Genomic DNA, 14,674 nt, shown 5'->3' on the forward strand with positions numbered 1-14,674 from the left:
CGCAAAGAGAACCGCAAGAGAAGCGCCGTCGAAAATACGGCGCCGGTTTGCCGCTAGCGGCAAGTTTCAGTAGTCACGGCAACCGGCATTGTTGAACGGCCCGGCGAACAGCTTCCAGCCCGGACCCGGGGAAAACTGCGCGCACACCAGGCGACCGTCGGCCTGGCTTTCCCAGCGATACCAGGGCGCCATGTCGGCCCAAGCCTGAGCGCCCAGCAACCCCGCAACCAGCAAGGCAACACTTAAACGTCGCAGCATGATCCTTACCCTTGAAACGACAGACCCCTTCCGAGAAAGGGGTCTGTCCACACTCAATTCACGCCACCCGAATCAGGTCATCTGAATGATGGTCTGCATGATGGTGCTCTGGGTGGAGATGGTTTTGGCGTTGGCCTGGTAGTTGCTCTGCGCCTTGATCAGCTCGACCAGCTCGTTGGTCAGGTTGACGTTCGAGGCCTCCAGCGCGTTGGACTTGATCGCGCCCAGGGTGCCAGTGGTCGGCGTATCGATACCCGGAATGCCCGAGGCGAAGGTTTCTTTCCAGCGCGTACCGCCCATCTGCTCCAGGCCCTGCTCGTTGGCGAAGCTGGCGATGGCCACCTGGCCAATGGCGCGAGACTGCTGGTTGCTGAAGCTGGCGAACATTACACCAGTGGAGTCGATGCTCAGGCTGGAGAGAATGCCGGTGGCATAGCCGTCCTGGGACTGGGACATCCGCGCCGTCTCAGTGTTGTAGGAGGTGGTGCTGTTCATCGACAGACGCATGCCATCCGGGTTGCCGCTCGAACCGTTAGGACCCCAAGTATTGGTGGTCTTGTTATACACCGCCGGAATCCAGCCCTTCATGGTGAAGGTGTTGTTGGACACACTGAACTCGTACTGACCTGGCGGCGTGGTCGGCACACCGGCGGCACTGGTGGACATGGCCTTGATGCTGCCATCGGAGTTGAAGCTCATGGTGCCGGTCAGTGGCGTGGCGCTGGTCGGATCGTAGGGGTTGCGACCGTCGACCAGGGTGTACATGGTCCACTCGTTGGTGTCGGTCTTGCGGTAGTACTGCTCCATGACGTGCTCGTTACCCTGACTGTCGTAGACCTTGGTCGGGAACGACTTGGTGTAGGTGCTTTCGTCAGTCGGGCTGAACGGCGCGTTGGGGATAGTGGCAGCCGGGTTGCTCGGATCAGGCTTGGTCAACGGAATCGGCGATGCCGACGAGTTCAGGTTGATACCCTGGTCGATCAGCGTGGTCGACTTCGGCGCCAGCGCCGAGGTGTCGATCTTCAGATCGGTCAGCACGCCCTTGGCAATCTTGCCGGTGGAGTCAGCGGCGTAACCCTGCAGGCGGATACCGTCCGCGGTGACAACGTAGTTGTCCTTGTTGGTCTGGAACGCACCGGCACGGGTGTAGCTCAGCGAGCCATTGTCGCTGAGGACGAAAAAGCCCTGCCCCTGGATACCCATGTCCAGCACGTTGCCGGTGTTGTTGACATCACCCTGGCCAAACTGCTGCGACACCGCTGCCAGGGTCACGCCGTTACCGACGGTCTTGCTGCCGACGCCGAGCTTGCTCGCCGAATAGGCGTCAGCGAACTCTGCACGGGACGATTTGAAACCAGTGGTGGCAACGTTGGCGATGTTGTTGCCGGTCACGTCCAGTTGCTTGTTGGCTGCATAGAGACCGCTAAGGCCGATATTGAAAGACATCTTTCCACTCCTTGTGCCGCGTTAGCCGGCTCTATATACCGATGGTTTGGACTTTGGACAGGGCAACGCTGCCCAGGCCGGCGAGGTTGAGCATCAGCTCGCCGCCCGTCTGGCTGATAGTGACGCTGCTGACCGTGGCCGGCAGCAAGGTGTACATCTCCACCTGCTTGCCCTCGACCTTGGTCTTGGCGGCAAAGCTGTAGGTGCCCGGGTCGACTTTCTGGCCCGCATCGTTGGTACCGTCCCAGATGAACTCGGCGTTGCCCGCCTTGGTTTCGCCCATCTGCAGGGTCTTGACCACCTTGCCATCCTTGTCGGTGATGGTGATGGTGGCGGCACTGATGCTCTGCGGCACCACCACGGAGCCGGTGAAGCTCTTGGTGGTGTCGACCACCGCCTTCTCGCTCTGGGTGATGACCGAGCGACCGACCAGCGACGAGGCCTGCAGGGCTTGGGACGACTTGTAGTTGCCGGTGATCGCGTTGACCGACTCGTTCAGGCTGGTAATACCTTCCAGGCTACTGAACTGCGCCAGCTGGGCGACGAATTCACTGTTGTCCTGCGGGTCGAGCGGGTTCTGGTGCTGCATCTGGGTAACCAGCAGCTGCAGGAACGCATCCTTGCCCAGGGCTTGCTTGTTGCCGGCCTTGGCGGCGACGGTGCTGCCCAGGGAACTGGTCTCGGTAGTCTTCTTGCCGGAAGACTTGATGACGTCGTTCAGGCTGAGCGTGCTGTCTTTGACGGTAGTAGCCATTGGCTTAGTCCTTTATCACTGACCCAGGGTCAGGACCTTCTGCATCATGGTTTTAGCCGTGTTCATCAGCTCGGCGTTGGTCTGGAACGAGCGGCTGGCGGAGATCATGTCAGCCATTTCTTCCACCACGTTGACGTTCGGGTAGTAGACATAGCCGTCCTTGTTCGCCGCCGGATGATTCGGCTCGTAGCGCGCCTCGAGGTTGCTCTGATCTTCGACCACGCCAAGCACCTGCACGCCCTGCCCTGCGGCGTCCTGGTCCTGGAACAGCGACTGGCTGACACCGGCCTGGGCCTGCTGGAAGGTGGTGGCGAATACCGGATGACGGGCGCGGTAGGTCTGGTCGATGCTCGACGAGACGGTCTCGGCGTTGGCGATGTTCGAAGCGACGGTGTTCAGACGCGTGGTCTGGGCGCTCATGCCGCTACCGGCAATGTTGAAGACACTGGCGAGGGACATGACTTACTCTCCGCGCAGGGCCGATACCAGCCCTTTGAATTTACTGTTGAGCAGCGTGAAGCTGGCCTGGAAGCCCACGGCGTTTTCCGCGTAGCTCGATTGCTCGAGCTGGGCATCGACGGTGTTCTGGTCGATCGACGGCTGCATCGGCGTGCGGTACTGCAGGGACTCGTCACCCATGCTCAGGCCTTCGGCCTCGATGTGCCGGGCGTTGGTACGATCCAGCGAGAAATGGCCCTTGCTGGTCTGCTCGGCCTGGGCCGCCAGGACCGAAGCGAAGTCCATGTCACGCGCCTTGTAGTTCGGCGTGTCGGCGTTGGCGATGTTATTGGCCAGCACCTCGGCGCGCTGGGCGCGAAAGCCCAATGCCTTTTCGTGGATGCCGAGCGCTTTGTCGAAGCTGATGCTCATGTCGGGGAAACCTTCGAAGGTTTTTCGTTGACTGAGCTAGAGCAAGAGCCATGCCAAAAAACAAAACCCCGTAAATACGGGGCTTTGAGGCGTTTGCCGGTGGCGGCAATGCCAGAAAAGCGGCAAAGGATTTCCGCTTGGCGTCAGCAAAGCGGCAAAAAGAAAGCGGCAAGTTACACGCTGCAAGCCGCAAGAAAAAGCGAAAGCGGTTCGCGATCAGCCTGTAACTTGCCGCTTTCAGCGTGCGGCTTGTAGCTCATTTGGCCTGGTAAATGATCCCCGGGCTGCACTGGACCATCTGGTAATGATCCGGCAAGCCATTGAGCGCCTCGGAAGCGCCAAGGAACAGGTAGCCACCCGGCTTGAGCGTGCCGTGAATGCGCAGGAGGATGTCCTTCTTGACCTGGGCCGAGAAGTAGATCAGCACGTTGCGGCAGAACACGATGTCGAATTTGCCCAGGCTCGCGTAGCTGTCGAGCAGGTTGAACGAGCGAAACTCGACACGGCTGCGGATCGGCGCCTTGATCGCCCAGCGCCCCGCCCCCTTGACGTCGAAGTAGCGCTGCAGGCGCTCCTGGGACAGGCCGCGGGCAATCGCCAGGCTGTCGTACTCGCCGGTCTTGCAGTTGGTCAGCATCGAGCCGGACAGGTCGGTGGCAACGATCTGCGCCCCCATCTTCAACTGGCCGATATTGCTGCGCTCGAACTCGTCGATGGCCATGGAAATGGAGTACGGCTCCTGCCCCGACGAGCAGGCCGCCGACCAGATGCGCAAGCGCTGACCGGGGTTGGCCTTGATCTGCTCGGGCAATACCTTGTTCTTGAGCACTTCGAACGGATAGGTGTCGCGAAACCAGAGGGTTTCGTTGGTGGTCATGGCATCGACCACCTGCTCGCGCAAGCCACTGCGCGGCTGGCTCTGGATCCGTTGCACCAGTTCGCTCAGGGACTTGATGCCCTGCTGCTCCATCAGCTTGTTGAGACGGCTGGAGACCAGGTATTGCTTATTTTCGCCCAGCAGGATGCCACAGGCTTTTTCCAGGAAGACCCGGAACTGTTCGAAATCCAAATTACCCGTAGACAATGATGCCGCCTCTTAAATCGTATGTACCGCCAGGGGCGATCGCCCCTGGCCGTTAGTGCGTGGCCTTGATCCGATCAACAACGCGCTGGGCGAGGTCGTCCGGCCGGAATTTGGCCAGGAAGTCATCGGCACCGACCTTCTTGACCATCGCCTGGTTGAACACCCCGGACAGCGAAGTATGCAGGATGATGTGCAATTTTTGCATGCGCGGGTCGCTGCGAATCTCGGCGGTCAGGGTGTAGCCGTCCATCTCCGGCATCTCGATATCGGAGATCATCATCAGGAACTCTTCTTCCGGACGCTTGCCCTCGTCGACCAGCTTGCGCAGGTAGTCGAGCGCCTGGCGGCCATCGTTGAGCGCCACCACCTCGACGCCGACGGTCTGCAGGCAACGGCTGACCTGCTTGCGCGCCACCGACGAATCATCGACCGTCAGCACCCGCAGCATTACCGCCTTGTCCTGCACCTCGGCATCGACCACACCAGCGGAAATCGCCTCGGAGGTCGGCGCCACTTCGGCGAGGATTTTCTCCACGTCGATGATTTCGACCATCTTGTTGTCGACCCGGGTCACTGCCGTCAGGTAGTGATCGCGCCCGGTGCCCTTGGGTGGCGGATGGATCTCCTCCCAGTTCATGTTGACGATGCGCTCCACCGAATGCACCAGAAACCCCTGGGTCTTGGTGTTGTACTCGGTGATGATGACGAAGCTCTTGCTTGTTTCTTCACTCAGACCGGGCATCCCGGTCGCCATCGCCAGATCCAGGATCGGGATGGTTGCCCCTCGAATATTCGCGACCCCGCGCACTACCGGGCTGGATTTGGGCATCACCGTCAGGTTCGGGCATTGCAACACTTCCCGCACCTTGAACACGTTGATGCCGTAGAGCTGCTCGCCATTGAGACGAAACAACAGCAGCTCCAGGCGGTTCTGCCCTACCAGTTGCGTGCGCTGGTTCACCGAATCCATTACACCAGCCATGCCAGACTCCTTCACCAAACGCTTCGAGCTTCGTACCCAGTCGGCACGCGCTTTGCTTTTTTTAATCGTATGAACACGAAAACGACATTTTTCCGACGCCTGACCCGCCACCTGCCCGGCTTCCTTGCTGCGCTGTGCCTGCTGGCCCCTGGCGTTCGAACTCTGGCTGACGCTTTCACCTTGCCTGAACAGCTTATCGGTGTCACCCAGGGGTTTCTTGAATTCACCGTAGAAGACTATCTGGCCACCAGCCAGACCGAGGGCCGCTACGAGATCCAGGTCAACAACCTCGACCCGCGCCTGCGCATGCCGCTGTGCGACCAGCAACTGGGCGCCTCGCTGGAGAGCCCGGCGCAGCCAATGGGCCGTGTCACCGTGCGGGTTCGCTGCGACGGCAGCTCACCGTGGACGGTGTTCGTGCCCGCCCAGGTACGCCTGTTTCGCAATGTGGTGACCGTGGTCCGCCCGCTCAAGCGCGACAGCATTGTCGGCGAACAGGACGTAGCCCTGCGCGAGCGCGATGTAGGCATGCTCAACCAGGGTTTTCTCGGCAACCTCGACCAGGCGGTCGGGCTCAAGGTTATCCGACCAACGGTCATGGACCAGGTACTCACCCCCCAGCACCTGGAGCAGGCCGAGGTGGTGCGCAAGGGTGATCAGGTGGTGATTACCGCGCGCAGCGGCAGCCTGGCCGTGCGCATGCCCGGCGAAGCCCTGAGCAAGGGCGGCCTGAGCGAACAGATCCGGGTGCGCAACCTCAACTCCAAGCGGGTGGTCAAGGCCAGGGTGACCGGCCCGGGCCAGGTGGAAGTGGCCATGTAAGTACTTGAATCAGGAACAACACTGGCGATCAGGAACTGCTTTTCCTAAACTGTGTCCCATTGGGTGCCCAGAACTGGCCGCGCAGGCCGCTGTGCAATTGCGCCTAAAGTTTCTTTCGGGTTGGCCGAAAACAAGGCAAGCGTCCAAATACCCAGAGGTTTTCTGATCATGGTCATCGACTTCAGTCGTTTGAATAACTCCCCGTCGGTTGCCGGCGGCGTGCGCACTGGCAGCAGCCAGGAAAGCACTGCCAGCACGGCTTCGGCCAAGGCCGGCAGCGCCGTTGAGCACAGCGCCAGCGGGGAAACCGTACACCTGAGCCACGAGGCCCAGCAGTTGCAAAAGGTCAGCGACAAGCTGCGCGACCAGCCGATTGTCAACAGCGCCCGGGTGGCCGAGTTGAAACAGGCTATCGCCGACGGCAGCTACCAGATCGACAGCAACCGCGTCGCCAGCAAACTGCTTAATTTCGAAGCCCAGCGCTAGCCCCTGGCGCGCTGACTTCAGGACGCTTGAACCAAAGAGCCAGCCATGCACGACACCACTCTGCTGCAACTGATCGAGAGCGATATTGCTCCAGCGCAAGATCTGCTCGAGTTACTGCAAACCGAAGCAGCTGCTCTGCACGGTCGCGACATGCCGCTGCTGGAAAACATCCTGGCGCGCAAACAGTCGCTGGTGATCCAGCTCGATCAGCAAGGCCGCCGACGCAGCGAGCTGCTGGCCAGCCTGGGCCTTTCCCAGGACCGCGAGGGTGTTGCCCAACTGGCCAGCCAGTCGCCTCTGGGTGAGCTGCTGCTGCAACAATTGGACGCACTGGGCAAATTGCTGGCCGACTGCCAGGCAGTCAATGAGCGCAACGGCCGCGCCATCCAGCTCCAGCAGAGCACCACGGCCAACCAGATCAAAATCCTCATGGGCGGCGAAACACCGTCGCTTTACGACAGCCGTGGGTCGACCTCTCCCCTTGCCAAGCCGCAGGCACTCAGCCAGGCTTGATTCCCTGTATCAAGGCACGGAACATACTGGCAAAATGCCGTAACTTGCGTGTGACGTTTTTGCCTGGAGATTGATTAACCGTGTTCAATGAAGCAGAAGCTCCGCAGCCTCCGAAGGTGCTGACTACCCCTTTGGAAATTGCCGCCAACTTGCGGTCGCTGCAAGAGAGCCATGACCCGCTGATCATCACCTTCCACGAACGCAGCCAGCGTTTTCAAAGCTATGTGGTCGAAGTCGACCGCGAAGGCAATCGCCTGGCCCTTGATGAAATGATCCCCCGTGACGGCGAACGCTACCTGCAGAATGGCGAACCGTTTCGCGTTGAAGGCTTTCATGATGGTGTGCGCATCGCCTGGGAGTGCAACACCCCACTGAGCATTGTCGAGGCCGACGGCCATCGCAGCTACCGCGGCACCCTGCCCAGCGAAGTGGCCTACCACCAGCGCCGCAATGCCTTTCGCGCAGCGCTCAAGCTTACCCAGCTAGTGGATGTTGTCCTCGACGGCGACAAGCTCAAGGGCAATGGCGCCCTGCGCGGCAAACTGCTGGATATTTCCGCCACCGGCTGCAAGTTGCGCTTCGAAGGCAATGTCGAAGAGCGCCTGCAACTGGGCCAGGTCTACGAAAAGTTCGCCACCGGTGCACCGCTGGGCCTGTCTCAGGTTGAGGTGGAACTGCGCCACTTGCACTTCGAAGAGCGTATCAACGCCACCTTCGCTGGCGTACGCTTTCACAACCTCAACGGGCAGATGCAGCGCAAGATTGAAACCTTTGTCTATCAGCTGCAGCGTGAAGCGCGGCGTTTCGATAAAGACGACTACTGAGTCGCAACCAATCGCTGGCAACGCCAGCTCCCACAGGTGCGCTGCATACGTGGGAGCCGGCCTTGCCGGCGATGGGCCGCAACGCGGCCCCGACCACTCCATCACACGTGCGTCGGCTTGACCTCTTCAGCCACAACCTCAGCTTCAGCCCCTTCCTCCGCCTCGGTATCCTCAGCTGCCACCGGCGTCTGCATCTGATCCTGCACCACCTGCTCGTCAACCCGTGGGTCCAGCGCTGCCGACAATGGCGAACCGGCCGCCGGCATGGCCACGTGATGCAGCGGCGCGTCGTCGACCTGGTGCAGGCCGGTAACCGCTTTCGGGCGGATGCGCCAGACCAGCACCAGGGCGAAGAAGACGAAGAAGGCATAGAGCATCTGGTTGCCCAGCACCTTCATCAGCACCCCGGCCACCAGCGGCCCAATACTTGCGCCTACGCCATAGGTCACCAGCAGCATTGCCGTCAGCGAAACCCGTCGCTCGCTCTCGACGTGGTCGTTGGAGAACGCCACCGCCAGCGGGTACAGGCAGAACTGCAGCAATGACACGGCAAAGCCGACTACGAACAGCACCTCCAGCGGCACGCTGGGCATGATCGCCAGCGGCAAGGCGACAAACGCCAGGCCCACCGCAACACTGCGAATCAGCACAGCGCGGTCGTAGCGATCGGACAACCAGCCCAGCGGCCACTGCACCAGCAGCCCGGCAAAAATACAGCAGCCCATGAACAGACCGACCTGCTCGGTACTCAACCCCTGCTTGGCTGCATACAACGGTGCCAGGCCATAGAAGGAACCGACAATCAGCCCGGCACCGAGCACCGTACTCAGCGACTGCGGCACACGCTTGATAAAGAAGCGCGGCTCCATCGGCGCAGGCCGTAGCGGCGCCGGGTGAATCCGCCGAGTGAGCGCCACCGGCACCAGGCACAGGGCAAAACACATGGCCACCAGCATCAGCAGCTCAAGGCCCAGCTGCGGGTGCGCCACCAGAATCAACTGGCCGAGCACCAGCCCCAGATACGAGGCGATCATGTAGCCACTGAATACCGCACCACGCTGTTTGGCGTCAGCCTGCTCGTTAAGCCAGCTTTCGATGACCATGTACTGGCACATCATCCCCAGGCCGACGATGACCCGCAGTACCACCCAGGCCGGCAACCAGCTGACCAGGCCATGGCCGAGCACCGCCGCCCCGACGATACCGGCACAGGTAGCGTAGGCACGGATATGCCCGACCCGGGCAATCAGCCGGTGGCCGATCTTGCCGCCCAGGGCCAGGCCGAAATAGTTGGCGGCCATCAGTGCACCGACCCAGAGGCTGTCGACATGATCGGCAGCCAGGCGCAAGGCCAGGTAGGTACTCAACAAGCCGGAGCCGATCAACATCATCAGCGCCGCGAAATACAGCGCGCGAAAAGACTTCCAGATCTGTCGCATCAGCGTCCCGATTGGCTCCTTGAGCGGATGGAAAAACTGCTTGAAAGCATAAGTGAAAAAAACCGCCTTGCCGTCGGCGAGCATAAAAAAACAGGTGGCAGAGCGTTTTCGAAAAATGTCCGCCACCTGCCTTGACGCTGTGCGCTCGTGGCACCGTCAACGTCTTGCAAGCTATGCCTGGGCGGCCAGTACGCGGCGCTCCCACGGGGTGATTTCATCAAGGAAACTGCTCAACTCCAGCGTCTTGGTGGCGATGTAGCCTTCGATGAACTCCTTGCCGAACAGTTCCCGCGCCAAGTCGCTACGCTTCAGACGCTCCAGGGCCGCATGCAAGGTACATGGCAGGCTCAATTGATCCGGCACCTCGAACTCGCCCTGAATAGCCGGGGCGGGTTCGAGCTGCCGCTCGATACCGTGCAGGCCCGCCGCCAGGCTTGCGGCGATCGCCAGGTACGGGTTGGCGTCAGCGCCCGGCAAGCGATTCTCGACCCGCCGCGCCTCCGCCGAGCTGGCCGGGATGCGCAGGCCGGCAGCGCGGTTGTCTTCGGACCAGCAGGCATTGTTGGGCGAGGCATAGGGGTGACACAGGCGCTGATAGGAGTTCACGTTCGGCGCGAACAAGGCGGTGAAATCCGCCAGGCACGCCTGCTGGCCACCGATGAAGTGATAGAAGGTCGGCGTCGGTTTGCCCTGTGCATCGCTGAACACATTACCGCCGCCAGCCACCTCGACCACGCTCTGGTGAATGTGCATGGAACTGCCCGGCGTGTGCGCCAGCGGCTTGGCCATGCACACCACGGTCAGGCCATGCTTGAGCGCAACTTCCTTGAGCAGGTGCTTGAACAGCAGGGTCTGGTCGGCCAGCAGCAGCGGGTCGCCGTGCAGCAGGTTGATCTCGAACTGACTGACGCCCATCTCGTGCATGAAGGTATCGCGCGGCAGGCCCAGGGCGGCCATGCAGCGATAGACCTCGTTGAAGAACGGTCGCAAGCCGTTGTTGGAACTGACGCTGAACGCCGAATGGCCTTGCTCGCGGCGACCATCCTTGCCCAGCGGCGGCTGGAACGGCTGGTTGGGATCGCTGTTGGGGGCGAAGACAAAGAACTCGAGCTCCGTCGCCACCACTGGCGCCAGGCCACGGGCAGCGTAACGGGCGAGCACGGCCTTGAGCAGGCCGCGAGTGGACAGGCCCGAGCTTTCACCACTGAGCTCTAGCGCATCACAAATCGCCAGGGCCCGGGGCTCATCGCTCCAGGGCAGGCGATAAATATGGTGTGGATCGGCCACCAGCGCCAGGTCGCCGTCGTCGCTGCCATAGAAGCGCGCCGCCGGGTAACCGCCCATGATGCATTGCAGCAGAACGCCGCGGGCCATCTGCAGGCGGCGACCTTCAAGAAAGCCTTCGGCGGTCATCACCTTGCCGCGAGCAACGCCGTTGAGGTCCGGGGTAATGCACTCGATTTCATCAATGCCCGTCAATCGCTCGGCGAGAGAACGTTGGCCATTGCTCGTCATGACTTGGTCCTTGTTATCTTTAACAAGCCGCGAACGGCGACCCCTCAACATAATCTCGGGGTGTTAAAAATATCAAGCACTCACACCAGGGCAATGCCATTGGCATTGCCCTGTAGAGACAAGCCTCAGTCGCCGAGCCAGGCGCTGCGCCATGCATCCAAAGTACCCTGGTCAAGCATCCACTCACGCTGCACCGCCGCCCGCAACTGCAGACCCGCCTGGCGCAGCGCGCAGCGGTCGGCCAACTGCGCACGGATGGCCTGCACCCAGTCAGCGGGAGTGTTGTTGACGCGAGTGACCGGCAATGTCGTGCGATAGCCAGGCATGTCACTGCAGACCACCGGGAAGCCGCAGGCACCATATTCCAAGAGACGCTCAGGCCCCTTGAACTCGCTGCCCAGGCTCGCCCGCAAAGGTGCCAGGGCCAGATCCAGATTGAGGCGGGCCAGCGCCTGGGCACGCTGTGCTGGCGCAACAACGGGATGAAGTTCCTTGATATGTGCACGCAGCGCGGGCGGACAGCAGCCATACATGACCCAGTCGACTTCTGCCGACAGGGCCTCGATCACCTCGGCAATCGAGGCAAGATCGTCCGCCTCCGCCGGCGCCCCAAACCAACCCACCCGCGGCCGCGCCGGACGCTGCGCCGCAGGTTCCGGCAGCAGCCACTGCTCAGGGTCCAGACGACTTTCGATCAAGCGCACATCAGCATGCAGATGCCGCCCGACCTCGGCCATCATCGAAGTCGCCACCACCACCCGGTCGACCTCAGCCAGCATTTCGCGCAGCAGTTGCATGTCTTCACGGGACTCGGGCAGCACATCCAGCTCGTAGACCCGGGCAGCGCTGGAGTACGCCTTGATGCTGCGCAGTGCCTGGAGCTTGGCCGGCTCTGCACGCCCGTGCATGACGATCACCTGGGCACCAAAGCGTTCGAGCTCGACAGCCCCGGGCAGGTTTCCAACCTGAGCGGTCTGAATCGTTGCCAGTTGTTGATGGCGGTGCAGCGGCTGGCCCAGACGATCCCAGGCGCTGTAGCTTTGCTGATCGACATGGGCCAGAACGACCGGCGCGCCGAGGCTGAACAACGGCCGCCAGTTCAAGGCCAGCGAGCCGAGCATGTTGGCGCTGCGATCATCCAGCGAAACATTGCCGTTACAGGCCGGGTCGCGGGCAAGCTTCGCCAGCCAGCGCTCGCACAGTGCACGTTGGGTCGTGCCGGCAAACGGCGCGAGCTCGGCAGTGTTCATGTACAGGCAGCGCGCCGCCCACACCGTCAGATAGCCATGCTGCCCCAGGCGCAGGCACAGGTCGACATCGGCGCCTTCGTCGGCGAAAGCCGCCGCATCGAAGCCGCCCGCCTCGGCAAACAAGGCCGCACGCACCAACAGGCAATCCTGTGTCACCGCGCTGTAGTTCTGGTCCAGCTGCAGACGACCGAGGTAACCGGACGCTTCGCCGCTGTCACCGGCAAACACCCGACCGGCACCGGAAAACACCCCGGGAAGCAAACCGGCGTGGGAAATTTTGCCGTCCGCCGAAAAACCCTTGCCGCCGACCACTGCCACTTCCGGGCGCAAACCGTGATTGAGCAGGTGCTGCAACCATTGCCCCTCGATCACCGCCGATTGGCTGGAGAAGAACAACAGCAACTCGCCCGAGGCGTGCTCGGCACCGAGGTTCCTTGCCGCACTGGCAGTGCACAGGCTTTCGGCACGCACGATGCGCAATTGCCCCGGGGTGAACTGTTCGACATCCTGCAACCACTGGCTGACCTCCTGCGGCGCGTCACCGCACTCAACCACCAGCAATTCGTAATGCGGGTACTGCGTATGCTCCAGCACGCTGGTGAGGCAGCGCTCCAGTGCCGCCAGATCGCTGTTGGCCACGACCACGATCGAGACCAGGGGCTGATGCGCATGCCCATAATCAATGGCAAAGCGGCCCTCACCGAACGCCGACACCTGTGCCTCACTGTAGCCACGCGCATCCAGGTGCTGCGTGATTGCCAAGTGCCCGGTATTGGCCTCAATAACGGGCGGCCGGCTGAACAACAGCGGTTCTGGAATGTGCCCGAAACCATTGATGCCATGCTGGTTGACCAGGCGCAGAATCAGCTCGAACTCCATCGCCCCAGCGAAGCCTTCGCTAAAGCCGCCACAAGCCAGCAGTGCCTCTCGGCTGAACAGCCAGTGGCCGGCCATCACCGAAGGATTGCTGAGCAAAAAGTCCAGGTTGAAGCCCGGCCGCAACCCTACGCTGACCTGCCCCTTGGCATCACGCGTGGCGTAATCTGCGAACACCGCCGCACAGGCTGCAGCGCCCGGCAGCTCGAGGGCGACGCAAGTGAGGCCGGCGGCGGTAAATTCCTCCCCTGCCCGGGCCAGCAGTACCCAATCACAGTGGCTTTGCTCAAGTAACTGGTTGAGCTGGGCAGCCAGTGCGTGCGGCTGCAGTGGCATCAACGTGCAAGGCGAAGGGCCAGCCTGCACTTGCGGGTCGGCACTGAGCACCATGACCTGCGGGGTATAGGCCGAATCCCGGCGGTCCAGGCTGTCAAGCGTAAGCTGCAGCGCCTGGCGGTCAGCGTCAGGGTCGAGGACAATAATGCCGATGTTCGGCTGCTGTGCCCGGCCCTGCAAATGCTCGGCAAGCAACCGGCGGTGTTCAGCACCCAGCACACGCCCGTCCATCCAGTGGGCAGTGAACAGCGCCGTTTGCACACGGATCGAGTTATCGATGATCATCTTCATGAGGTTGACCGGCTGGAACAGCGAGCCGGGTTGCAGCGGTGCCACATCAACCATCACACCGCCTGAAGGATCAGCCCAGCCCAGCTCATAGACGCTGCGGGTAAAGTCCTTCTGCCCCTGGCCAGCCTCCAATTGGGCCCAATTGACCCGACTGAACTGCTGTTGCGACACCCGATAGCGGGTCAATGGCCGCTCCAGCAAGGCCAGGTTGCCCCGCTGGAACAAGCGCGCCGCCATCGCCATGTCACCGAAGCCGACGATCAGTTTCCCCTGCAGCGACATCACCTGGTCGCCGAATGCCAGCAGATCCTCGCGTCGGCACAGCATGCAGCTCGGCTCACCGATGAAGTTGAGCGGGTAGCGCGCCAGGAACGCGACCAGTTGCGGCCCATCGATCACCACATCGTCAGCGAAGGGGAACATGTAAGGCAATTTCGGCGGGGTGATTTCACCTTTCTCGTTGATCACCAGCCGTCGCGAGGATGCCAGGGCGATCGAGGGATCGCGCTCCATGACCTCGACCAGCGTGGCAACGCTATCGGGCAACAGCTCGTCGTCATCGTGCAGGGTCTTGATGTACTTGCCACGCGCCGCCTCGACACAGGCGACGGCATTGGGGATCTCACCAAGCGGCTGCTCGTTGTAGATGTAATGAATCGGCACCCGGCTGCTGTCGCGATAACGCTCGACGATCGCCGCGATCGCACCGCTGCGATTATCGTCGCAGATCACGATCTCGAGATTTTCGTACGTCTGGTTACAGGCGCTCTGCAGCGCTACCTCGAAGTAGTCAGACTTATAGGCGGGAATAACAACGCTGACCAGCGGGTTCGACGTAAGCATAGGAATTCAGGCACCACCGACAAATAGACAGGACACCCGCGCCGAACAGCCAAAAAGCCGACACCGCGAGCCGCGCCTAGCGCCA

At 61.6% G+C, this 14,674-nt stretch carries 14 protein-coding genes; 4 read left to right on the forward strand and 10 right to left on the reverse strand.

The features are described 5' to 3' along the window. Positions 1 to 66: 66 nt before the first annotated feature. The 7 genes from NLX68_RS15015 to NLX68_RS15045 form a co-directional block, all read right to left on the reverse strand. Positions 67 to 255, reverse strand: coding sequence for a hypothetical protein (locus NLX68_RS15015; protein ID WP_254284636.1), 189 nt, complete (start codon positions 253 to 255; stop codon positions 67 to 69). A 75-nt stretch (positions 256 to 330) separates the two neighbouring features. Next, positions 331 to 1,704 (reverse strand): flagellar hook protein FlgE, encoded by a 1,374-nt coding sequence (gene flgE / locus NLX68_RS15020; protein WP_254284612.1) that lies wholly within the window; start codon positions 1,702 to 1,704, stop codon positions 331 to 333. A 31-nt stretch (positions 1,705 to 1,735) separates the two neighbouring features. After that, complete coding sequence (flgD, locus tag NLX68_RS15025; protein ID WP_254284613.1) at positions 1,736 to 2,458, reverse strand: flagellar hook assembly protein FlgD; 723 nt, start codon at positions 2,456 to 2,458, stop codon at positions 1,736 to 1,738. A 15-nt stretch (positions 2,459 to 2,473) separates the two neighbouring features. After that, positions 2,474 to 2,917, reverse strand: a complete 444-nt coding sequence (gene flgC, locus NLX68_RS15030) for a flagellar basal body rod protein FlgC (RefSeq protein ID WP_010224960.1) — start codon at positions 2,915 to 2,917, stop codon at positions 2,474 to 2,476. A 3-nt stretch (positions 2,918 to 2,920) separates the two neighbouring features. Beyond that, on the reverse strand, positions 2,921 to 3,328 hold the full coding sequence (gene flgB / locus NLX68_RS15035) for a flagellar basal body rod protein FlgB (protein WP_010224959.1): 408 nt from the start codon (positions 3,326 to 3,328) through the stop codon (positions 2,921 to 2,923). 256 nt (positions 3,329 to 3,584) lie between these two features. Further along, positions 3,585 to 4,412, reverse strand: a complete 828-nt coding sequence (cheR, locus tag NLX68_RS15040) for a protein-glutamate O-methyltransferase CheR (RefSeq protein WP_254284614.1) — start codon at positions 4,410 to 4,412, stop codon at positions 3,585 to 3,587. Between the two features lie 52 nt (positions 4,413 to 4,464). Further along, entirely contained in the window at positions 4,465 to 5,394 is a 930-nt protein-coding gene (locus NLX68_RS15045; RefSeq protein ID WP_010224956.1) for a chemotaxis protein CheV, read from the reverse strand. A 69-nt stretch (positions 5,395 to 5,463) separates the two neighbouring features. Here NLX68_RS15045 and flgA point away from each other — a divergent pair, with 69 nt between their 5' ends. From flgA to NLX68_RS15065, 4 genes are all read left to right on the forward strand, one after another. Then, a complete protein-coding gene (gene flgA / locus NLX68_RS15050; protein WP_254284615.1) occupies positions 5,464 to 6,216 on the forward strand; it encodes a flagellar basal body P-ring formation chaperone FlgA in 753 nt (250 codons plus the stop codon). 168 nt (positions 6,217 to 6,384) lie between these two features. Continuing rightward, positions 6,385 to 6,702, forward strand: a complete 318-nt coding sequence (gene flgM, locus NLX68_RS15055; RefSeq protein WP_254284616.1) for a flagellar biosynthesis anti-sigma factor FlgM — start codon at positions 6,385 to 6,387, stop codon at positions 6,700 to 6,702. Positions 6,703 to 6,747: 45 nt separating this feature from the next. After that, on the forward strand, positions 6,748 to 7,215 hold the full coding sequence (locus tag NLX68_RS15060; protein WP_254284617.1) for a flagella synthesis protein FlgN: 468 nt from the start codon (positions 6,748 to 6,750) through the stop codon (positions 7,213 to 7,215). A gap of 80 nt (positions 7,216 to 7,295) precedes the next feature. After that, a complete protein-coding gene (locus NLX68_RS15065) occupies positions 7,296 to 8,039 on the forward strand; it encodes a flagellar brake protein (protein ID WP_254284618.1) in 744 nt (247 codons plus the stop codon). A 101-nt stretch (positions 8,040 to 8,140) separates the two neighbouring features. Here the strand turns inward: NLX68_RS15065 and NLX68_RS15070 are convergent, their stop codons facing one another. The 3 genes from NLX68_RS15070 to NLX68_RS15080 all read right to left on the reverse strand — a co-directional run bounded on the left by NLX68_RS15070 (position 8,141) and on the right by NLX68_RS15080 (position 14,589). Next, positions 8,141 to 9,478, reverse strand: a complete 1,338-nt coding sequence (locus tag NLX68_RS15070; protein ID WP_254284619.1) for an MFS transporter — start codon at positions 9,476 to 9,478, stop codon at positions 8,141 to 8,143. Between the two features lie 171 nt (positions 9,479 to 9,649). Continuing rightward, on the reverse strand, positions 9,650 to 10,891 hold the full coding sequence (locus tag NLX68_RS15075; protein ID WP_193384796.1) for a glutamine synthetase family protein: 1,242 nt from the start codon (positions 10,889 to 10,891) through the stop codon (positions 9,650 to 9,652). A gap of 227 nt (positions 10,892 to 11,118) precedes the next feature. Then, the gene (locus tag NLX68_RS15080; protein WP_254284620.1) at positions 11,119 to 14,589 is read right to left on the reverse strand and encodes a glycosyltransferase; all 3,471 of its coding nucleotides are present in this window, start codon (positions 14,587 to 14,589) and stop codon (positions 11,119 to 11,121) included. Between the last annotated feature and the right edge of the window lie 85 nt (positions 14,590 to 14,674).

It is taken from the genome of Pseudomonas sp. SBB6, assembly GCF_024213215.1.
Classification (GTDB): Bacteria; Pseudomonadota; Gammaproteobacteria; order Pseudomonadales; family Pseudomonadaceae; genus Aquipseudomonas; species Aquipseudomonas donghuensis.